Annotated in this window: 19 protein-coding genes; 13 read left to right on the forward strand and 6 right to left on the reverse strand. The window is 48.7% G+C overall.

Annotated features, from left to right (window positions below; genetic code table 11):
* Window positions 1-10 precede the first annotated feature (10 nt).
* From GE278_04005 to GE278_04015, 3 genes are all read right to left on the reverse strand, one after another.
* Window positions 11-835 carry an ABC transporter permease subunit gene (locus tag GE278_04005; GenBank protein QLK59999.1) on the reverse strand — a complete coding sequence of 275 codons (825 nt, stop codon included), beginning with the start codon at window positions 833-835 and terminating at the stop codon, window positions 11-13.
* On the reverse strand, window positions 835-1,653 hold the full coding sequence (locus GE278_04010) for a transporter substrate-binding domain-containing protein (GenBank protein ID QLK60000.1): 819 nt from the start codon (window positions 1,651-1,653) through the stop codon (window positions 835-837). The genes GE278_04005 and GE278_04010 overlap by 1 nt, the downstream gene beginning before the upstream one ends.
* A 153-nt stretch (window positions 1,654-1,806) precedes the next feature.
* Window positions 1,807-2,466, reverse strand: a complete 660-nt coding sequence (locus GE278_04015; GenBank protein QLK60001.1) for a DUF1345 domain-containing protein — start codon at window positions 2,464-2,466, stop codon at window positions 1,807-1,809.
* A gap of 174 nt (window positions 2,467-2,640) precedes the next feature.
* On the opposite strand from GE278_04015, the gene GE278_04020 reads away from it, so the two are divergent.
* Both GE278_04020 and GE278_04025 read left to right on the forward strand, forming a co-directional pair.
* The gene (locus GE278_04020) at window positions 2,641-3,933 is read left to right on the forward strand and encodes a hypothetical protein (GenBank protein ID QLK60002.1); all 1,293 of its coding nucleotides are present in this window, start codon (window positions 2,641-2,643) and stop codon (window positions 3,931-3,933) included.
* Window positions 3,930-4,568 carry a LysE family translocator gene (locus tag GE278_04025; protein ID QLK60003.1) on the forward strand — a complete coding sequence of 213 codons (639 nt, stop codon included), beginning with the start codon at window positions 3,930-3,932 and terminating at the stop codon, window positions 4,566-4,568. The genes GE278_04020 and GE278_04025 overlap by 4 nt, the downstream gene beginning before the upstream one ends.
* Before the next feature lie 15 nt (window positions 4,569-4,583).
* On the opposite strand, the gene GE278_04030 is transcribed toward GE278_04025, so the two are convergent.
* Window positions 4,584-5,384 (reverse strand): helix-turn-helix domain-containing protein, encoded by an 801-nt coding sequence (locus tag GE278_04030; protein QLK60004.1) that lies wholly within the window; start codon window positions 5,382-5,384, stop codon window positions 4,584-4,586.
* A 611-nt stretch (window positions 5,385-5,995) separates the two neighbouring features.
* Here GE278_04030 and GE278_04035 point away from each other — a divergent pair.
* Entirely contained in the window at window positions 5,996-7,357 is a 1,362-nt protein-coding gene (locus GE278_04035) for an amino acid permease (protein ID QLK60005.1), read from the forward strand.
* Window positions 7,358-7,414: 57 nt separating this feature from the next.
* On the opposite strand, the gene GE278_04040 is transcribed toward GE278_04035, so the two are convergent.
* Together GE278_04040 and GE278_04045 are read right to left on the reverse strand one after the other, a co-directional pair.
* Window positions 7,415-7,738 carry an AzlD domain-containing protein gene (locus GE278_04040; GenBank protein QLK60006.1) on the reverse strand — a complete coding sequence of 108 codons (324 nt, stop codon included), beginning with the start codon at window positions 7,736-7,738 and terminating at the stop codon, window positions 7,415-7,417.
* A complete protein-coding gene (locus GE278_04045; protein ID QLK60007.1) occupies window positions 7,735-8,403 on the reverse strand; it encodes a branched-chain amino acid ABC transporter permease in 669 nt (222 codons plus the stop codon). The genes GE278_04040 and GE278_04045 overlap by 4 nt, the downstream gene beginning before the upstream one ends.
* Before the next feature lie 98 nt (window positions 8,404-8,501).
* Here GE278_04045 and GE278_04050 point away from each other — a divergent pair, with 98 nt between their 5' ends.
* From GE278_04050 to GE278_04095, 10 genes are all read left to right on the forward strand, one after another.
* The gene (locus tag GE278_04050) at window positions 8,502-9,050 is read left to right on the forward strand and encodes a helix-turn-helix domain-containing protein (GenBank protein ID QLK60008.1); all 549 of its coding nucleotides are present in this window, start codon (window positions 8,502-8,504) and stop codon (window positions 9,048-9,050) included.
* A 948-nt stretch (window positions 9,051-9,998) separates the two neighbouring features.
* The gene (locus GE278_04055) at window positions 9,999-10,592 is read left to right on the forward strand and encodes a LuxR family transcriptional regulator (GenBank protein QLK60009.1); all 594 of its coding nucleotides are present in this window, start codon (window positions 9,999-10,001) and stop codon (window positions 10,590-10,592) included.
* A gap of 90 nt (window positions 10,593-10,682) precedes the next feature.
* A complete protein-coding gene (locus GE278_04060; GenBank protein QLK60010.1) occupies window positions 10,683-11,369 on the forward strand; it encodes an EAL domain-containing protein in 687 nt (228 codons plus the stop codon).
* Between the two features lie 294 nt (window positions 11,370-11,663).
* Window positions 11,664-13,094, forward strand: a complete 1,431-nt coding sequence (gene wbaP / locus GE278_04065; GenBank protein QLK60011.1) for an undecaprenyl-phosphate galactose phosphotransferase WbaP — start codon at window positions 11,664-11,666, stop codon at window positions 13,092-13,094.
* A 200-nt stretch (window positions 13,095-13,294) separates the two neighbouring features.
* Window positions 13,295-14,434, forward strand: a complete 1,140-nt coding sequence (locus tag GE278_04070; GenBank protein ID QLK60012.1) for a polysaccharide export protein Wza — start codon at window positions 13,295-13,297, stop codon at window positions 14,432-14,434.
* Window positions 14,434-14,868, forward strand: coding sequence for a protein tyrosine phosphatase (locus tag GE278_04075; protein QLK60013.1), 435 nt, complete (start codon window positions 14,434-14,436; stop codon window positions 14,866-14,868). The genes GE278_04070 and GE278_04075 overlap by 1 nt, the downstream gene beginning before the upstream one ends.
* A 21-nt stretch (window positions 14,869-14,889) precedes the next feature.
* Window positions 14,890-17,070 carry a polysaccharide biosynthesis tyrosine autokinase gene (locus GE278_04080; GenBank protein QLK60014.1) on the forward strand — a complete coding sequence of 727 codons (2,181 nt, stop codon included), beginning with the start codon at window positions 14,890-14,892 and terminating at the stop codon, window positions 17,068-17,070.
* Complete coding sequence (locus tag GE278_04085; protein QLK63181.1) at window positions 17,060-18,520, forward strand: oligosaccharide flippase family protein; 1,461 nt, start codon at window positions 17,060-17,062, stop codon at window positions 18,518-18,520. The genes GE278_04080 and GE278_04085 overlap by 11 nt, the downstream gene beginning before the upstream one ends.
* Window positions 18,517-19,680: a glycosyltransferase gene (locus GE278_04090; protein ID QLK60015.1), complete on the forward strand. Its 1,164-nt coding sequence runs from the start codon at window positions 18,517-18,519 to the stop codon at window positions 19,678-19,680. Before GE278_04085 ends, GE278_04090 begins: the two co-directional genes overlap by 4 nt.
* Complete coding sequence (locus GE278_04095) at window positions 19,652-20,752, forward strand: glycosyltransferase (GenBank protein QLK60016.1); 1,101 nt, start codon at window positions 19,652-19,654, stop codon at window positions 20,750-20,752. Before GE278_04090 ends, GE278_04095 begins: the two co-directional genes overlap by 29 nt.
* Window position 20,753: the final 1 nt, after the last annotated feature.

A 20,753-nucleotide genomic window follows, 5' to 3' on the forward strand; every position in this document is an offset into this window, starting at 1 on the left:
AATAGCGAAATTAGCGGCGATGGCCCTGCGCAAAACGGCGCTCAAGCCGGCTTTGCAACAGCTCTAACACAATCGACATAATCCAGTAAATCGCGGCGGCGGTGGCCAGCATTTCCATGTAACGGTAGGTGCTGCGGCCATAAGATTGCGCCAGGAAGTTGAGTTCCCACAAGCCCATCAGGGAGACCAGCGAAGAGTCTTTCAGCATTGAAATAAACATCGAACCGGCGGGAGGGATGATGATGCGCAGCGCCTGCGGGGCGGTGACGTGGATGGCCACCGTCCAGCGCGAGACACCGAGCGCCAGTGCCGCTTCCTGCTGGCCGCGCGGCACCGAGAGTACGCCGCTGCGGATGGTTTCTGCCAAATATGCGCCGTAGTTCATCGACAGCGCAATAATGCCTGAGCTGAGTGCGCCGAGCACAATTCCGAACTGCGGCAGCGCCAGATAAATAATTAACACCTGCACCAGCAGCGGCGTGCCGCGAAACAACGAGGCGTAAAACGTCGCGCAGCCGAATGCCAGCGCGTTATTCGACATCCGCCCGAGGGCGGTAATCAGGCCGATCAGCAGGCAGAAAAACATCGAGCAGGCGGTAATCATGATGGTCAGCGCCGCGCCCTGAATAAATCCGTCCGGCGACAGGCGCAGGCCCAGCAGGAACGGCAATTTCTGGCTGATGAGGCTCCAGTCCAGCCCCATCTTGCTGAAGGTGCCGATCAGCAGGCTAAGCAAAATCAGCCACGTCAGCCCGGTTTTGAAGCTAAACGCGTGTGCGTGATGCCAGCGCTCCGGCGTTTCGGCCTTCGGCTGGCTGTCCGGCATTTGTGGCATTACGGCACCTCGTGGGTAATGTCTTCGCCCAGCCAGTGCTGGGAAATTTTGGCCAGCGTCCCGTCATCGCGCAGCGATTTTATGGTGTCAGCGACTTTCTTGTCCCATTCGGCGTCGCCCTTGTCGGTGGCGACCCAGTTCGGTTCGGCGTACAGCTCAGTGACGATTTTGAATACCGGCGCGCGTTTAATACGTGCATTGGCGGTGGCTAAATCCGACACCACGCCGTCAAGACGCACGCCCGGCCCGAGCGCCAGGTTCTGGAACGCGACTTCCTCATCGCTTGGAATGACCTGCACATTATCAAACGGGAAGACAATCGGTTTGCTGGCGGGGATCACCAGCGTTTTTTGCAGATAAGTTTCGTAAGTCGAACCGATACCGACGCCAATCTTTTTGTTGCTCAGGTCAGCGGCAGATTTGATGCGGTCATCTTTCTTATTCACTACCAGCACCGCAGGGGAGTTGTAGTACGGCGTCGGGAAATCGAGGACTTTGGCACGTTCGGTGTTTGGCGTCATCGAGCAGATACAAGTATCCCAGCGCCCCTGCCATTTACCGCCAACGATGGTTTCCCAGCCCGGCGCGATCAGTTCGAGTTTCACGCCCATGCGCTGTGCCACGGCTTTCGCCACGTCGACGTCAAAACCAGCCAGCTGGTTGTTGTCATCGATAAAACCAAACGGCGGATAATCGTTGACGATAGCATTGCGCAGGACGCCGGTTTTGGTCACGCGATCCAGCGTGGTGCCTGCAAAGGTGGTGGCAGAAAACAGCGTGGTGGTAAGGAGTGTCAGGGCAACAAACGAAGTGCGCATAAGCAAATCTTTCCTTAAACGTAACCAAAATGGAGGAATATTGTAAAAACCTACACTAAGTTTTAGACGTATAGAAGTCTAAAGTCGTTGTTTTATAGCTTATAGTATTCTGTGCGGAAAATTTCACGGATAACAGTGAATTACTTTGCTCGCCTAGTTTAACAATCCCGCGCCGACGTTAATCGACAGCCCTAAAATCGCCAGATTAAAAACGAACGAAATCACCGACTGCAACAGCGCAATCTGGCGTATATCGGTGGTGCCGGTTTCCACATCGGCGGTTTGTGAGGCCACGGCGATGGTGAAAGAAAAATACAGGAAATCCCAGTAGCCGGGTTGTTCTGGTTTCTCTGGAAAAATCATCGGCGTCACGTCTTTGCTGCGGCGCAGATAATGGTGATGGGCGTAATGCATAGCAAAAGAGGTCGGCAGCAGTGCCCAGGAAGCGACCAGCGTCGTGGCGGTCAGCAAAATATGCAGGGCACGCGGCGTACCGGTGAGGTCTTTGAGCGAACCGAGCTCCATCAGGATCGCCAGAATGCTCACCAGACAGGTGATCGTCACCATGCTCAGCACCAATGTAGCGCTTTCATCCTGCGTTTTGGCGATGTGCGGAATATTTTTCGCCTCAGTGCGCAGCATGCGAAACCACAGGAAAAACAGATACAGCCACGCCAGCACGTTCCAGCCGATCAGCAGGCGCTGCAACAGCCCGAGATGGGCGGGCAGAAGAAAAAAGCAGGCCACCCCGGCCAGAATAGATATCAGCAACCGGGAGCGCACTTGCAGGTAATGTTTGAGAGAAAAGCTCATGGTGTTAAGCGCTTAGCAAAGAGGAAACGTATGAATCAACTGTAGTCGCTGATCGCAGGCTTGTAATGACTACCTTTGCACTTCTTCGTCGGTGCGCAATTTCTTCCAATACCCGATGTGGCGGGAGTGATGTAGTGAGTCCACCTCTCTACCCCGCACTCAGGATTTGAAATTATGTTTACTACGTCATTCTGGCCGTCTGCGACGGCATACCAGGTTTCTATGATGGATCTGGATGTTCCGGAAAATATCAATCCTAAAGCGGTGCAAACCATTCATTATTGCCTGCGTTTGACTGAGGCCATCAATCAGCTGGAAGCCGCTTGTGAAAGTCGTTTGCTCGATGCACTGCGCGAAGAAATGGCGATCCAGTGTTTCCGCTTAGCGCCGCTGTTTGACGATCCGGATACCCGTCGCGGGCTGTTCCTGCGTGCCGAAATTCTGGCGGATGATGCCTGTGGCAAAACCGTGCTGCCGCAAATTGCCGGTCTTGATGAGCAGCAGCTGGTGCTGGGCATCGGCAAGACCTCGACGTGGGTGGGAAAATCTAAACAAAGCTATTACTCGTCATGGTTCGGTGAACCCGCGCCGATGTTGCAGGAAATCTCCGATGTGATGGACAGCCTGTTTCCGGAAAGCCTGCTGTTTCTGCAAAAAGAAATTGCCGCCGATCTGCTGGCGCTGCCGGGCTGTGCGTACAAGATAATCAACCTGTTCGGCATTGCCGGAGAAGCCAACACCTATCCGAAACATTTTGCTTATTTCTTCCCGGAAGATGAGGGGCTTAAGTATTCCCCGGTCAAACGCACAGTGGTATTTGCTAATACCTACCTGCAACTCTTCGAGTTGTTTTCGCGTACCGAAGCCGCACACCTTGGCTGGGCGGAAGATGAATTGCCGGAAAGCCGCGTTTGTCAGCGTTATCTGATCGCCTGGTTCCGCGGGCACGATCTCGGGCATTCGCTGGTGCGTAACGAAAACGTATTTCCGAAGCTCAGCAAGATTGATCGCTGGGGATCAATGATTGTGCAGGAAGCACTGGCCGATCAGTTTGGATTGCTGATGTGCCTGACGCCACAGGTTGCAGACGGATTGCAGCTCGACCGAAACGTGCTGGCGCGGATCTACTTCCTGGAGATCCTGCGCTATCTGCGCCGGGGGCCGTCGAGTTATCCCGACGCCGGAGCGGCCTGGATCCAGTTCAATTATCTGCGTGAACACGGCTGCATTGAGCTGTCGGCAGAGACCATCGGTTTCCATCCTGAACTGTTCTTTACGCAAATGGCCAGCCTGACCCGGCTGATGAGCGAAGAACTGCTGGGCGGCGATGCAGAACGGGCTAAAACCTTTATGCAGCAACATTGTCCGCACAACAATCCTGAAGACGTTGAGATCCTGATGGCGCGTCTGGGCACCACCAACGACATGATCGAGTACAATCAGCTGATCAAGAGAGTTCCACTATGATGCCGTTTTCAAATGGATTTTTGCTTAGCCTGTCCTTGTGTCTGGACATCGGGATTGCCAATATTGCGATGATCACGCTGGCGATGCAGCGTGGTTATTTTCACGGTTTCTGGCTGGGGATTGGCACCTGTATTGGTGACCTTATCTACGCGGTGCTGGCGCTGGCAGGCATGACGATTTTGCTGCAATACCAGAGCGTGCGCTGGGTGTTGTGGGTCGGCGGTTCTCTGATGCTGATGTGGTTTACCTACAAGATGATCCGGGCGGCGCTGGCACCGGCGGAGAATATGTCCGCCAGTGATAACGGCCAGCCGCGTTCGGTGATGCGTAATTTCGGGCGCGGCGTGGTGCTGGCGATGTCGTCACCGACGGCGATCCTGTGGTTTGCGGCGGTCGGCGGCGCGCTAATTTCCCGTATGGGGCAGGGCGGCACGGCAAACGCCTCGTGGTTCCTGACCGGCTTCTTTATTGCGGGCGTATTCTGGACGGTGGTGTTGTGCTGCGTCGGCAGCTGGGGCGGGAAAATGCTGGGCACTAAAATGCTGAAATATTCCTACGTCGCCTCAGCGGCGATATTCTCCTATTTCGCCATTTACGTGGTTATTTCCGGCTATCGCGAATTTATTTTGGTCTAGACGTCAGTGGTTTGCTTAGCCGCGTATAGCGCAGGCATGCAGCGACTGGGAATACAGATGGGGAGTGATCCCCATCATTTTGCGGAAGGTATTAATGAAGTGGCTTTGATCGTAAAAACCGAGGCTGATGGCCACGTCCAGCGCATTGTTGTTTTTACGCAACTGATTGCGGGCTTCCAGCAGCCGTAACTGCATATGGTACTGCAACGGCGGCATGCCGATGTGCTGGCGGAACAGCCGTACAAAATGGAATTTACTCAGCCCGCTGACCTGGGCCAGCGTGTCGAGATGGATTTTGCGGGTCAGATGATCGCGCATAAAATCCAGCGCCAGCGTGACTGGTAGTAGCGACTGCTCCTGTTTTTTCGCCGGTTCTTCCAGCAATGCACCGAGCAACCACAATAAGTTTTGCTCCTGATCGTCGTCGTTCAGGGTGCGTTTGTAATGGCGCAGCGCGGAAAAAAGCGCCGGATTGCTGAGCACGCCTTCGGTCAGTACGGGCGCGCAGTGATCAGATCGCAGATTGTGATCAACCGAGACCTTCCGCAGCAAAGACTGGGGAATATGTACGCTGAGGAATTCGACTTTTTCATCGCCAAACAGTGAGGATTGCACCGTGGAAGGGTTATAAATCGTGATTTCCCCGGCGCGAACCAGCTCGGTTTTGCCCTGCAGCCAGATCTCTTCCGTACCCGACAGATTGGCGCTGATGACGTATTCATCGTGGGTATGTCGCGGGAATGAGGAATTGCTCGCGGTCAGATGCGAGCACTCAATATCGTTAGCCATCGTCCATTCAGAAATTGAAAGAGACACATAACACCCCGTAAATCATTACTGCGGGAAAGCAGACATTTCTCATTTTTAGATCAAATCTCTTTCATTCTTGCTACATGTCCGATTTTTGTAAACTCCCAACCGACAAAAGAGTGTCTTAACCGGCGTTTTAGGATTTTGTCCATGCTTTGACCGGTGATGCTCAGGTGGGATTTTTTGGAGCGTGCAGGTTAATCAAAAGGTCTAATCGTTATTTTTTAATAGCCGTTATCGCCGCTTTATAAAACTAATAACCCGCCAGTGCCTTTTGTTTTACATCCCAAAAACAATTTATAAACCCGCAGAGTCAGCAGTGTGGCAATCCGTGCCAGATTTGGCTGCTTATTTTATTTATTGCCTGCGTTTGCCCTTCTTCGGCTTGTCATTTCGGCCATTAATAAGGCAAAATATGCGCCCCGCAAAACGGGGATAACCCGTTTAGACGTCATTCAAGAACACATTCTTCTTACAAGAAAACATTCAAAAACCAGAGGCCGGGCTTCGTACCGGATAGATATTTACTTTCAGATACCGACAGTCATGTCGCAAGGAAACATAAATGGTGCATCACTCTCTTTATGTGGCGTTCTCCGTCATGGGAATTAAAAATCATGTCAGATAACGTCGTTTCAGGCAGCACTTCCCGCGTGGAACTGCGTAAAACACTTACGCTGGTTCCGGTTGTGATGATAGGTCTGGCCTATATGCAACCTATGACCCTGTTCGATACGTTCGGTATTGTCTCTGGTTTGACCGACGGCCATGTGCCGACGGCTTACGCCTTCGCCCTGATCGCCGTGCTGTTTACCGCACTGAGCTATGGCAAGCTGGTGCGTCGCTATCCGTCGGCGGGATCGGCCTATACCTACGCACAAAAATCTATTCATCCGGTGGTCGGATTTATGGTCGGCTGGTCGTCCCTGCTCGACTATTTATTCGCGCCGATGATCAACATCCTGCTGGCAAAAATCTATTTTGAAGCACTGGTGCCTTCGGTGCCGTCGTGGATATTTGTCTTCGTGCTGGTGGGTTTTATGACTCTGTCGAATTTACGCAGTATTAAAACCGTCGCCAACATTAATACGCTGGTAGTGGTGTTGCAGATCATATTGATTACGGTGATCACCGGCATGGTAATTTACGGCGTTAATCACGGCACCGGTTATGGCACACTGACCAGTACCCAACCGTTCTGGGGCGAGAATACCCATACCGTACCGTTGATTACCGGCGCGACGATTTTGTGTTTCTCCTTTACCGGTTTTGACGGTATCAGCAATCTTTCAGAAGAAACCAAAGACGCCGGGCGCGTTATTCCACGGGCGATTTTTCTGACGGCATTAATTGGCGGCGCGATTTTCATCACGGCGACCTATTTCCTGCAACTTTATTTCCCGGACATCTCCAGTTTTAGAAACCCGGACGCATCGCAGCCGGAAATTATGTTGCAGGTGGCGGGCAGGGCGTTCCAGTTCGGCGCGCTGATTTTTTCCAGCATCACTGTTCTGGCCTCCGGCATGGCGGCACACGCGGGCGTTTCCCGTCTGATGTACGTCATGGGCCGTGACGGCGTCTTCCCGAAACGCTTCTTCGGCTATATTCATCCGAAATGGCGCACGCCGTCCTTCAACGTAATTCTGGTGGGCGCGGTTGCGCTGATGGCGATTAACTTCGATCTGGTGACGGCAACGGCGCTGATTAACTTCGGCGCGCTGGTGGCGTTTACCTTCGTTAACCTGTCGGTGATTTCGCAGTTCTGGATCCGTGAGAAGCGCAACAAGACCTTTATGGATCACTTCCAGTATCTGTTCCTGCCGATGTGCGGCGCGCTGACAGTGGGCGCACTGTGGGTGAATCTGGAAGAAAGCTCGATGATCCTGGGGCTTATCTGGGGCGCTGTCGGTTTTGTCTATCTGGCCTGCGTGACCAAAAGTTTCCGCAATCCGGTGCCACAATATGAAGATGTGGCGTAAGGCTTAACTTCAGTAACGTAAAAATGGCTCCGCAGGGAGCCATTTTTTTGTCACAAGTTACGCAATACCCGCCAGTCGCATGATGGCCGTCACCACAGCGGCCGCGATGATAATCACGATCAGCGGTGCCTTTCTCCACGCTAAGAACAGCGCCACGCCGACGCCGGTCACCCGCGCGAACCCGGCAAAATGCGCGCCTTCATACAGAGCGGTTGTTGCCGCGACCGCCAGTAATAATGTTGTCGCGCAATCCGATAACATTGTCTGGGTCGCCGGCGATAAATTCAGGCGCGAACCGAGACGATAGCCAGACACACGCATCAGGAAGGTCCCGGCGGCCAGCACGGTGATACCGGCGATCAGAAGCAGCGGCTGTGTCATTTCTTATTTCTCCAGGTCAGCAATCCCAACAGTGAAAACAGCACCGGCATACCGGCGGGCACGAACGGCACCGCTGCGACTGAAATTAGCGCGCCAGTCGAGGCCGGGATCAGCGTCCGTCGATTTTTCAGCGCCGGGAATATCAGTGCCAGCAGGATGGCGGGGAAAACCGCATCCAGCCCGATGGCTTTAATGTCAGGAATAAATTGCCCGATAAATGCGCCTGCGATGACGCTGACCGGCCAGAACAGCGCGATACCTGCCCCACACAGCCAGTAAGCCGCTTTGCGCTTTTCATGGGTCGGCTGGGAGATCCCGAACACCACACTTTCATCATTCATGATGTGGCAGCCGAGCCAGCTGAGGTGTTTTTGGCCAACCAGGTCTTTCACCGCGATCCCGAAGGGTAAGTGCCGTGCATTTACCAGCAATCCGGCTGCCGCCGCCGCGAAGGGACTGCCGCCTCCGCCGACGATAGCAATAAACAAAAACTCCGACGCACCGGCGAGCACCAGCAAAGAGAGTGCAAGGGGCACCCAAAGTGGAAAACCCCCGGCGACGGCCAGAGAGCCATAAGAGATGCCGACCAGACCGTCGGCCAGACACACCAGAAAGATGGCTTTCACCACATCCTTTCCGAGCGGAGAAAAGAGACGCTGACGCATAATTCAATCCCATAACGAACGAGTATCCATTATAATGAACGGATCTGAATCGTTCTTCAAGTCGAACGATCGTTCGTTATATGAAATAGGGTATTGCAATGTCACAACCTATCAGCGTTATTTCTAAAGGGCTGTTGCGCGAACGTCAGCGTACCGGACTGTCACTGGCCGAAGTTGCCCGTCGCGCGGGGGTGGCAAAATCCACGCTCTCGCAGCTGGAGGCAGGCAACGGCAATCCGAGTCTGGAAACGCTATGGGCGCTGTGCGTCGCCCTGGATATTCCCTTTGCGCGGCTGATGGAGCCTGAGCAAAATAAAATGCAGGTGATCCGCCGTGGCGAAGGCCCGACGGTGGTCGCAGAATTGGCGGATTACAAAGCGGTGCTGCTCGCCACCTGCCCGCCGGGCGCACGTCGGGATATTTATCTGCTGACTTCACAGCCGGGTGCTGACCGCGTCTCCAGCCCGCATCCGCAGGGTTCGGTCGAACACATCATTATCACGCAGGGCCGTGCGCTGGTCGGGCTGGTGGAATCGCCGGTTGAGCTGAACGCCGGGGACTATATTTCTTATCCGGCAGACGTGGAGCACATCTTCCGCGCGCTGGAACCGGATACGATGGCCGTGCTGGTGTCGGAGCAGAGCTGATCAAATTTGGTCGCGCAATTTTTTCAATCACAGCGTGGGAGAGTTAACCGGGCGCCGGGTCATGGCGGTTTTTTTGTTAACTCTGATCTCCTGCGCTTTTAAAAACTCTCCGCTTCCCTCCTTTTCCTTTCAAAACATGTCAGTTGTTAACATCCTCTAAGACACCGGTCGTGTTCATTCAAAAAATATCACAATGACTTAATCCTCTTAAAATCCTTTTCCTCACGCTACGCAAAGCAATTAATTTGAGAATGCTCTTAGAAAATAAACCCATCATGAGTTGATGTTTTTATTTTTTATAACTGAAGTTATAGCGAAATACACCGTAGCGCTGATTATTAAGAATGGTCTTATAAATGCCCCGCTTCATTAAATCTGGCCTTTAATGTGCATAAGTTTTATGAAAAGGCTAATTAATTTTATGATTTAAAGAGGTTTTAAGAATGTTACCCAAACCTGAACTTTTAGTATTTATTTTGCGTAAAAACTAAATCTAAAATTCCTCCTAAAAAAGCGGAATATCCTGCCTTAATCAAAAAATACAGATCAATACACGCGTTAATAAAATTTTATAAACGAACAGAATTGCCGTTAAGAAAGGTCTTAGATTTCAACAAATATTAATGCTAAAAGCGTTACACAGCTCACACATTGACTGAGAATGCGAATTATTAGTAGGACAACGCCTAGTGTTGAGTGGGTATGTAACGATAAGAAAGTGTAAATCGATCGGTAAAACCTATTGTTTGGCGTAATAGTGAGCGAGATAAACGATTTGAAGAGTTTTGGCTGCGGATTACTCTACGTACAGTAACTGGTAAGGAATAAATATGAAGTAAGCGGTATTAATAGTTATATTTTTTATCTCGTTCTGAAAGTGCTCTATTCTTCCCGCTTTTTTAGAGAAGGGTCTGAGCGTTTTTAAAAACTACACTATTAGGCGGCCCAATGCCTCGGGTAATAATCTGGAGTGAGTGCCAGTTCACTAAACTGGCGTTGAAAGAAATAATCTCCAAGAAGCTACCTTACGTTAACGGTGTCATTTTCTATGACCATGACGATAGGGTGAGTTTGTTTACCAAGGATTATCTGATTATTGACCCTTCCGGAGGCGGTTTTCATCAGTGTTACGAGTTTCTAAACGAAAATATCAACATAGTTGATCCCGAGCGAATACTGATAGTTTCTTCCGAAGTTGATATGTTGATGCTGGGACTTCTGCTCAAGAAACAGTTTAAGTTTCTTAAAAAGAAAAAAGGATTATCAGAAATAGTGAGTGCAGTACAGCAATTCATACAGCTTCAGAACATGACCAATAACAAGGAGTCAGTTGATTATAAAATTACCAAGATGGAGGAAAAGGTTTTAGTGATGATGATGTCCGGTCTTTCAGTCACCAGCATCTCTAATATTTTAAAGCTGAGTGTGAAGACCATCAGTGTGCATAAGTGTAATTCTTTAAGAAAAATTGGTGTTGATGCCAGTAGCAGCTCTGCTTTGTTCTTTTTACACAAACATGCTGTGGGAAACAGAATTGTTTAATTGAAATTCAACATACCAGGCAAGCATTGCTGGTTTTTGACAACCTTTGTTGATCAACTCTTTTTGATTATTTTAGCTATGGGGTAAGGGATGCGTACGGTTAAAAGAAGTGATTCCAGATATCTCTTTGAACCCATAGTGACAGTATCGGGCGGGATACTGGGTTTTGAACTGGTGAAAAAATCAAAAAATAATGAATACTCCTTAGAACAGACTTTGCGCAGAAACGATGAACTGCCCGGAGAGAAAATAAAAAAATTTTTCGATCAGGTCACCATGGCCAGCCTTAATGCAGATGTTTTTATTAATAACGGTTTCCTGCTTTCAATACGTATCGACTACGAGATAGCGTGTCATATTGTGAATAATACTGCTATGCGTAACGTCTTGCAGCAGCACAGTTATATCAGACTCGCTATCAGCGAGTTTTTTCCAGAGTTCAGCGCAGGAGAAGCACGCCCGGTTCTTCATGCTCTGTCCAGGGACTGCCCTCTATGGCTAGACAGTTTTGGCGAAGGGAATACCAGTCTTGCTCTTGTCATGAATGAAAAGTTTGAACAAATAAAAATAAGTAAGCAGTTTTTTTGGCAACACCAGGGAACCATCTCGTTTCGTAAAGTAATTGAGCATCTTTCACCGTACACTCATGGCGTCATTATCGGCGGTATCGAAAATGCCCGTCATATAGAGTATTTAAAGGGCAGTAATATTCAGGCGATGCAAGGAAAGTTATGGACGTCTTATAATCAGGAAGAACTTATACGCTCTTTTTTCTGATTAATTTGGCCATCCTTAATTTAACGCGTTTTAAGTCATAAGAGAATTATCACCAGAACTATTCGGTGAGGGGATTCTGTTGTTCGGATTATTGTATTCATTTTTTGGCAAATTGGTGGCCGTAAACCAGGGGCGGTAGCGTAGCCAAAATTAGCGGGATTTGAAAACACAAAAATTACAAAAGTCAGAATAAGCCCTGCTGATGCTCTGTTTCTTAGCATCTTATTCATCATCATATAATCGTTTTTTCTATTTTCTGAAGAGGCGATAATTATTACTCATTGTGGGGTGTATATGAGATTTCTCACCAGGAATATTTACGCCAGCTTATTTCTCGCCCTGTCCGATTTTCTCAGTTTTACCCTTTCGCTTTATCTGGCAAAGGGAATACTCAGCAGTGTGATGACGCACTTCGAACAACGCATCCCGGATTCACAGACGTCGGGTTGGATCGTACTGCACGGTCTCCTGGCCTTTTGCTGTGTGGCGTGGTTCCACTTGCGGTTGCGTCATTATTACTACCGCAAAACCTTCTGGTTCGAACTCAAGGAAATACTACGTACACTGCTGATTTTTGCACTGATCGAAATTGCCGTCATTGCTTTTGCAAAATGGTATTTCTCCCGCTACTTCTGGGTACTAACCTGGATGCTGGTCTTGATCCTGCTGCCTCTGGCCAGAATGCTGACCAAGCAGGCACTGCATCTTTTCGGATTCTGGCAGCGTGAAGCCATCATCATCGGCAGCGGTAACAATGCCCGCGAAGCCTACAGTGCAATCAAAAGCGACAGAAATCTGGGGTTACGCGTCACTCAGTTTATTTCCAGTGAAGCGGGAGACAAACCGGGCGATACGATTGAAGGCGTCAGCATCATGCCGTCTGATGAAAACTGGGTGCGGACTCACGTTGGTAAAAAGACGCAATTCATTGTGGCGGTTGAATCTCATCAGAGCGCGATCCGCAACGCGTGGCTACGGGTATTTATGATCCACGGGTACAGCTCGGTTTCTGTTATTCCTACGCTGCGCGGTATGCCGCTGGATAACACCGATATGTCATTTATTTTCAGTAAGGAAGTCATGATATTTCGTGTGCATCAAAATCTGGCGAAATTATCTTCGCGTGTGACGAAACGCCTGTTCGATATCGTTACCTCTCTTTCTATCATCATCCTATTATCCCCGCTGCTGATTTATATTACCCGTAAAGTACGTAAAGACGGTGGCCCGGCTATCTATGGACACGAAAGAATTGGTCAGTCGGGAAAGCCGTTTAAGTGTCTGAAGTTCCGCTCGATGGTGACTAATTCTAAGGAAGTGCTCGAAGAGTTGTTAGCCAATGATCCCGAAGCCAGATCTGAATGGGATATTACTTTCAAACTGAAAAATGATCCGCGTATTACACCGATTGGTCATTTTCTGCGAAAAACCAGCCTGGATGAATTGCCGCAATTATTTAATGTGCTGAAAGGTGAGATGAGCCTGGTAGGGCCGCGACCGATCATTACCGCGGAACTCGGGCGCTACGACGATGAGGTCGAATATTACCTGTTGAGTAAACCTGGCATGACCGGATTGTGGCAGGTGAGCGGACGCAGTGAAGTGGATTATTCTACCCGAGTTTATCTTGATGCCTGGTATGTCAAAAACTGGTCCATGTGGAATGATATCGCCATATTATTTAAAACGGTCGGTGTAGTACTGAAAAAAGAGGGTGCGTATTAACGTTTTGCCATAATGAGAAAATCATAATTTATAGCTGAATTTTATATTTCCATGCCCGAAAAGACTCTGAATTTCGCATGAGAATAGTTGATGTTTTTTAATATCTTCACACAGGAATGGAAAATTGCGACTGCCGGAAGGGAATACGGAATTACTCTGGAAGGCAGATATTAAAACTGAACAGCAGATGATGTGAGATAATGAAAAATAGCTTTTTTAATATTTCGTTAGTGACATTTACGTCCGTTGTATTAAGCGGTTGCACCGTGATACCCGGACAAGGTTTACAAACTCAGAACAAGCAGGTTATCGAACAGCCGGACAGTCATTTTGATATTGATAAGCTGGTGAATGTTTACCCGTTAACACCACGACTGGTCGACGGATTACGCCCGGATGCGGTAATGGCGCGTCCTAACCCGCAATTAGATCAACTGCTTAAAAGTTATCAGTATCACGTAGGCGTGGGTGATGTACTGATGGTGACGGTCTGGGATCACCCGGAGCTGACGACACCGGCCGGGCAATACCGCAGCGCCAGCGACACCGGGAACTGGGTCAATGCCGATGGCACGATTTTCTATCCTTATATCGGCAAACTGAAAGTCACCGGAAAAACGGTCAGCCAGATCCGCGAGGATATTAGCAGCCGTCTTGCGACCTATATTGAAAGCCCTCAGGTGGACGTCAGTATCGCCGCTTTCCGCTCGCAGAAAATATACACCACCGGTGAAGTCATTAAATCCGGTCAGCAGCCCATCACTAATATTCCTCTTACTGTGATTGATGCGATTAATGCGGCAGGCGGATTAGCGCCGGACGCTGACTGGCGCAATGTAGTGCTAAACCACAACGGTAAAGACACACAGATTTCGCTACATGCGCTGATGCAAAAGGGTGACCTGACCCAGAACCGCCTCCTTTATCCCGGCGATATTTTATTTGTACCACGCAATGATGACCTGAAAGTGTTCGTGATGGGCGAAGTTGTCAAACAAAGCACGCTCAAAATGGATCGCAGCGGCATGACGCTGGCGGAAGCGCTGGGCAGTTCAGACGGTATTTCGCAGAGCATGGCCGATGCCTCGGGGATCTTTGTTATCAGGCCGCTGAAAGGCAGCAATCAGGGCAAGATCGCCAACATCTACCAGCTGAACGCCAAAGATGCGGCGTCGATGGTAATGAGCACCGAATTCCAGCTGCAACCCTACGATATTGTGTATGTCACCACCGCGCCTGTTGTGCGCTGGAACCGCGTGATTTCCCAAATTGTCCCGACCATTACAGGCGTGCATGACATGATTGAAGCCGGTCGTTTCGTGCGGCAGTGGAATCCATAATGTTTGATTCCATTCTGGTCGTCTGCACCGGGAATATCTGTCGTTCTCCCATCGCTGAGAGGATTTTGAGGCAGGCATTACCGGGCAAAAACATTGACTCCGCCGGCATGGGGGCTTTAGTCGGTCACTCCGCCGACCCTTCCGCCGTCGCGGTGGCCTTAAAGCACAGTCTGCTGATTGAGCATCATCGCGCCGTCCAGTTTACGTCTGCCTTAGGCCGTCAGTATGACCTGATTCTGGTGATGGAAAAATCGCATCAGGAACAGATCAGCCGCATCTCTCCCGAGGCGCGCGGTAAGACTATGCTGCTGGGGCACTGGCTGGAGGGGCGGGAAATCCCCGACCCTTACCGCAAAAGTCAGGAAGCCTTTGAATCTGTTTACCGGTTAATTGAACAGGCCTGTCAGTCCTGGTCACAGAAGCTGAACGGATAAATCCATCAGGGAAAACATCGCATGTCTCCAGTCATATCAAAAACTCCGTCCACACCCGATTCTGATGAATTAGATTTAGGTCGTTTAATGGGTGAGCTTATTGATCACCGTAAACTGATTATCGGCATTACGGTGTTATTCACCGTGCTGGCGATTATTTATGCCCTGTTCGCCACGCCGGTCTATCAGGCTGATGCCCTGATTCAGGTTGAACAGAAACAGGGTAATGCCATTTTAGAAAGCCTGAGCCAGGTTCTGCCCGATGCTCAGCCGCAGTCGGCACCCGAGATCGCGCTTTTGCAATCCCGTATGATCCTCGGAAAGACCGTTGAAGACCTGAACCTTCAGGCCGTCGTCAGGCAGAAGTATTTCCCTGTTTTCGGCAGGGGCTGGGCAAGGCTCACTGGTGCCACGCCGGGTAAGCTTTCCGTCAGCCGGTTATACCTTCCGCGTGATGATAACGATGTGCCGAAAATCATCCTTAAGGTGGTTGATAAAAATCATTATGTGGTCGAAGGGGATGATTTCGAGATAAAAGGCGTGGCCGGAGAGTTGCTCAGCGGAAAAGGCATTTCCTTGCTGGTCAATAATATCGATGCACCGGCGGGTACGAAGTTCAACATTTACTATTTAAGCAAACTGCGAGCAATTAACGATTTGCTGGATGCTTTTAGTGTCAACGATCAGGGTAAAGATACCGGTATTCTGAACTTGTCATTAAATGGCGATGATCCTGAACATATTGCCGCGGTGCTCGACAGCATCAGCAGAAATTATCTCGACCAAAATATTGCCCGTCAGGCCGCGCAGGATGCCAAAAGTCTCGAATTCCTTGATAAGCAGTTGCCGCAGGTTCGCAGCGATCTCAATACCGCAGAAGATGCGCTGAATGCTTATCGACGGCAGAAAGATTCCGTGGATTTGTCTCTGGAGGCCAAATCTGTTCTCGATCAGATAGTCAATGTTGAAAGCCAGCTGAATGAACTGACCTTCCGTGAAGCAGAAATTTCGCAGCTCTACACCAAAGACCATCCGACCTACAAAGCGTTGCTGGAAAAGCGTCAGACGTTACTGAAAGAAAGAGAACGGTTGAATAAAAATGTCTCCGCGATGCCCGCGACGCAGCAGGAAGTGGCCAGACTGAGCCGGGATGCGGAATCTAACCGTGCAATCTACATGCAACTGCTCAATCGCCAGCAGGAACTGAGCATCGCTAAATCCAGCGCAATCGGCAATGTGCGGATCATCGACACGGCGGTCACCGAGCCTAAAGCCGTTAAACCGAAAAAAGTGCTGATCGTGCTGGTGGGGCTGATTCTGGGCGGGATTATCTCCATCGGACTGGTATTTCTGCGTGTGTTCTTACGCAGAGGCATTGATTCCCCCGAGCAGCTCGAAGAGCAGGGCATCAATGTGTATGCCAGCATCCCGTTGTCGGAGTGGCTCAGTAAAAAAGGGAAGTCAGGTAAAAGATCGTCCACTAAGACTAAGAAAAAAAGTGTTGACCAGAGCTTCCTTGCGGTTGAGAACTCAGCTGATTTGGCTATCGAGGCCATCAGAAGCCTGCGAACCAGTCTTCACTTTGCCATGATGGAAGCCAAAAATAATGTGCTGATGATTTCCGGCCCGAGCCAAAGTGCGGGTAAAACGTTCATCAGCAGTAACCTGGCCGCCGTTATTTCGCAGACCAATAAAAAGGTGCTGTTTATCGATGCGGATATGCGCAAAGGCTACTCGCACAAACTCTTCAAGACCGGAACAGACGGTGGGTTGTCGGACATTCTTTCGGGGAAAATCCGACCGGAACACGCTGTTAAACGTATTCCCTCCATTGAAATAGATTTCATATCGCGGGGCGACATTCCGCCTAACCCGGCAGAGTTGCTCATGCATGTGCGATTTGGTGCGCTGATAAACTGGGCGTCCGGGCATTATGATCTTGTGATTGTGGATACGCCGCCAATACTGGCCGTCACGGATGCCGCGATTATTGGCCGCTATGTGGGAACAACGTTACTGGTCGCCCGCTTTGAAATGAACACTGTTAAAGAAGTGGAAGTCAGTATCCGGCGTTTCGAACAAAGCGGCGTTAAGGTCAAGGGCTGCATTCTTAACAGCGTAGTTAAGAAAGCCAGCAGCTATTACGGCTACGGGTACAGCCATTACGGATATGCCTACTCAGATACTAAAAATGACAAGTAGATCCCTCAAGGAACGCACGATTTCCGGGCTTATCTGGAATGCTATCGAAAGATTCATGGTGCAGGGCGGGCAGTTTGTCATCAGGATCATGATTGCCAGAATGATCACACCAGCCGAATATGGGCTGGTAGGTATGGTGGCGGTGTTCCTCGTTCTTTCTGATGTCATTATCAACGGGGGATTTTCTCAGGCACTGATTCAGAAGAAAAACCGTACCGACCTGGATTATTCAACGGTGTTCTACATTAATTTTGCGCTGGGTTTATGTATTTATGGCCTGCTATACGGCTTCGCACCGGAGATTTCGCATTTCTACAAAGATGAACGGCTGATTGACGTTATCCGATTAATCTCGCTGAGCATCGTCATTAAATCGTTGAGTGTGGTGCAAATCGCCAAACTCAGTATTGAGCTGAACTTCAGATTAAAGACCCTCGTGAATTTCTGGGCAGTGCTGATAAGTGGCATATTTGCCATCTGTCTGGCCTACATGAATTATGGCGTTCTGGCGCTGGTGTATCAGGCGATCAGTTACTCCGCCATTGTCACTTTGCTGATGTTTATAGTCTCGAAGTGGCGGCCTAAACTGGCATTCTCTTTCTCAAGAACAAAAGAGCTTTTCAACTTCGGCTCGAAGGTTTTTCTGGCGGGTTTGCTGGGCGTGTTGTCTGACAACTCATATTCCATTTTAATCGGCAGAATTTTCACCAGCAAAGAAGTCGGTTTTTACGCGCAGGGACGTAACTTACCTGATCTGCTCTCCGTTAATCTGTTCAACGTGCTGCAGGGCGTTTTGTTTCCCGTCATGGCTGCCGCACAGGATGACAGAGAGCGCCTGATGAATATTTATAAAAAAAGTCTGGATATGACCGCCTTTGTCGTTCTTCCGTGCATGATGGGGCTGGTTATCATCGCAGAGCCTTTCGTTAAGGTTTTCCTGACAGACAAATGGTTGCCCTCGGTATTCATTATTCAATGGTTAGCACTTTCCCGCATGATCATCCCTCTGGGGGCGATTAATGCCAATCTGCTGAATGCGATCGGTCGCTCAGATCTGTATTTAAAAATTGATCTGATTAAATTCCCCCTCACAATATTAGGATTGTTTGTTTCCGCACCTTTCGGTTTGAAGTACATGGTCATGAGCAATTTTGTGGTTTCAATTTTTTACTTCTTCATTAATGCATATTACCCAGGGAAGTTGTTTGGTTATGGTGCGCTTAAACAACTGAAAGATATGTTACCCGTTATTATTTCAACGGTAGTCATGTTCTTTTCTGTTAATTATTTATGTATCGATAGCGGAATAATAGACATGATAGTTAAAATAATTGTTGGGGGAATTGTCTATCTCGTCTGTTGTGCGTGTCTGAAAGTGAATGCTTTGCGCGAAGTGTTCATTTTTGGCCGGGGTAAAATAAATAAAAAAAGAGCGGGGGGAGTATCGTGAGACGGATTTTAATATTAACGAATGAGTTTTACCCTTTTAAAGGCGGTATTGGCAGATATTGCGAAGAGCTAATTAACACTATAAAAAGTGAAAATACCGTTACGCTGGTGGCGCCTGAATATGATGGATCGCTGGCCAGGAGTGCATTGAGCAATGGGATCAGCTTAAACCTGGTGCAAGGCGGTCAGTTTAAGTACTGGCATTTGCCAAAGCTCATCAGGAAAGTTCGCTCAATTGATTTTAACCAATACGATTATATTCTGGCTGCGGACTGGCCGTTCTGGGTGGCGATACAATGTGTGAATACACTGAGATTTCGCCATAAAATAAAGTTTAATCTGATGCTGCACGGGAGCGAAGTACTCAATCTGAAGTATGGAAAAGCCTCGGTATTTGCCAAATGCCTAAATTTATTTACCGGCGTACAGACTATTTTTACCAACAGTCGTTACACGAAACGTATTCTTCTTGAAAATCACAACGTCCCTCCCTCTGTACCCGTTATTGTAACCTACCTCGGGGTTTCTCAGGACAGCAGTATCAGTAATCAAAGCTATATTATGGATGTTCATTCAAAAGACTTTCCTGTTCTTACCGTTGGCAGGCTTGATGACCGTAAAGGATATGACTATGTGATTCGGGCGCTGGGATTATTACCTGAGGATGTTAGGCGTCACCTAGTTTATACCATCGTCGGTAATGGCAGTGATGAGTTTAAAATTAACCTTGAAACGTTAGCGAAAAACAATAAAGCCAATGTCCGTATTCTTTCCGGTGTAGAAGACGACGAGTTGACGCATATTTATAAAAATAACAAGGTCTTTATACTCGCCGCGAAACACAGCAATAAAAAGATTGAAGGCTTTGGATTAGTATTCCTTGAAGCCGCTAAATATGGCGTCCCTTCCATTGCTACAGACGTCGGGGCAATCAGTGAAGTGGTTCAGAACAACAAGACGGGGCTGGTGGTGAAAGAAGATGTGGCTGAACTCTCTGCGGCAATATTAAGACTTTATCGCGAGCGGGAAGTATTAGCTCAATTTAGCGATAACTGTATCAATGCGGTTAAGCAGTTTACATGGTCAAAAATGGCAGAGTTAACATTGAACGATTTTACAAGAGAACCTCAAAATGAAAAAAGAAAAAGTTCTGTACGTTGACACCTGCCATGATGTTGCCGGAGGCCAGCGGAGCCTGATTGCGTTGCTGGAAAAAGTCAGCCATCAGATAGACTTTCGTATTCTTATCGACCAGAGTAATCACAAATATAAACAAGAGTTGCTCAAATCCGGCATCGATGAAAGGAATATTGATTATATCAACAGTAAACCTTTTAATTCACGACTAGTGGGCGGTTTAAGCCTTCTGTTAAAAACTCTCTCAAAAAGTAAAGATTACTCCATTGTTCATTGCAATACTTTTTATGACGGTTTATTTTCCATGCCATCGTTTCGGTTGCGTAACAAGAAAACTATCTTCAGAGCCAGATGCGGTATTGAGCTTTCGAATCATGGCGTTGTGGATAATGTCATATACCAACTCTCTACCGTAATATTAGCCAACTCGGAATATGTAAAAAGCACATTCAGCAGAGTCTCTGGTTCATTATCGAAAATAAAAGTCATTTATAACCCACTGGATCTTAAATTTCTCGAGAAAGCAGACGTTGAAACTCACCGCACGCAAGAAGGGTATATCATTGCCGTGATCGGTGCTATCACTGAAGTGAAGAATCAGATGGAAGTGCTGAAGGCTTTTTCACTAATGAATGACCCTTCGGTGAAACTTAGATTTGTCGGAGAGCCCAGAAGCACGGAAAAGGATCGCGAGTACCACAGAGATATACTGGCGTTTGTCGAAAAGCATCAGCTGAAGAAACGCGTGGAGTTTACCGGTTTTATTTCCGATGTCCGCGATGCGCTTAGCGATGTCAATCTGGTGTGCGTCCCTTCAGATCGCGAACCCCTGGGAAGGGTTATTTTTGAAACTCAGCTGTATGAAATTCCGGTTTTGGCATCGGCCTCGGGCGGGAATGCTGAGCTTATCCAGGACAATATCACCGGTTACCTTTATGAACTGGGAAATATTAATCAACTTTCTGAGAAATTAACGTTGGTTAAAAATGATAATTCCCATGTTATCCAGGCAGCTAAAAAGTTCATCATGACGAGATTTTCACCGGAACAAACCTATCTGGCAGAACTGAATTTGTACACTGAAATTCAACGTTGAT

It is taken from the genome of Enterobacteriaceae bacterium Kacie_13 (assembly GCA_013457415.1).
In the GTDB taxonomy this organism is placed as follows: domain Bacteria; phylum Pseudomonadota; class Gammaproteobacteria; order Enterobacterales; family Enterobacteriaceae; genus Rahnella.

Coding starts and splice junctions, on each gene's coding strand:
- GE278_04005 (QLK59999.1), bottom strand. CDS start 835: ATGCCACAAATGCCGGACAGCCAGCCGAAGGCCGAAACGCCGGAGCGC.
- GE278_04010 (QLK60000.1), bottom strand. CDS start 1,653: ATGCGCACTTCGTTTGTTGCCCTGACACTCCTTACCACCACGCTGTTT.
- GE278_04015 (QLK60001.1), bottom strand. CDS start 2,466: ATGAGCTTTTCTCTCAAACATTACCTGCAAGTGCGCTCCCGGTTGCTG.
- GE278_04020 (QLK60002.1), top strand. CDS start 2,641: ATGTTTACTACGTCATTCTGGCCGTCTGCGACGGCATACCAGGTTTCT.
- GE278_04025 (QLK60003.1), top strand. CDS start 3,930: ATGATGCCGTTTTCAAATGGATTTTTGCTTAGCCTGTCCTTGTGTCTG.
- GE278_04035 (QLK60005.1), top strand. CDS start 5,996: ATGTCAGATAACGTCGTTTCAGGCAGCACTTCCCGCGTGGAACTGCGT.
- GE278_04040 (QLK60006.1), bottom strand. CDS start 7,738: ATGACACAGCCGCTGCTTCTGATCGCCGGTATCACCGTGCTGGCCGCC.
- GE278_04045 (QLK60007.1), bottom strand. CDS start 8,403: ATGCGTCAGCGTCTCTTTTCTCCGCTCGGAAAGGATGTGGTGAAAGCC.
- GE278_04050 (QLK60008.1), top strand. CDS start 8,502: ATGTCACAACCTATCAGCGTTATTTCTAAAGGGCTGTTGCGCGAACGT.
- GE278_04055 (QLK60009.1), top strand. CDS start 9,999: ATGCCTCGGGTAATAATCTGGAGTGAGTGCCAGTTCACTAAACTGGCG.
- GE278_04060 (QLK60010.1), top strand. CDS start 10,683: ATGCGTACGGTTAAAAGAAGTGATTCCAGATATCTCTTTGAACCCATA.
- wbaP (QLK60011.1), top strand. CDS start 11,664: ATGAGATTTCTCACCAGGAATATTTACGCCAGCTTATTTCTCGCCCTG.
- GE278_04070 (QLK60012.1), top strand. CDS start 13,295: ATGAAAAATAGCTTTTTTAATATTTCGTTAGTGACATTTACGTCCGTT.
- GE278_04075 (QLK60013.1), top strand. CDS start 14,434: ATGTTTGATTCCATTCTGGTCGTCTGCACCGGGAATATCTGTCGTTCT.
- GE278_04080 (QLK60014.1), top strand. CDS start 14,890: ATGTCTCCAGTCATATCAAAAACTCCGTCCACACCCGATTCTGATGAA.
- GE278_04085 (QLK63181.1), top strand. CDS start 17,060: ATGACAAGTAGATCCCTCAAGGAACGCACGATTTCCGGGCTTATCTGG.
- GE278_04095 (QLK60016.1), top strand. CDS start 19,652: ATGAAAAAAGAAAAAGTTCTGTACGTTGACACCTGCCATGATGTTGCC.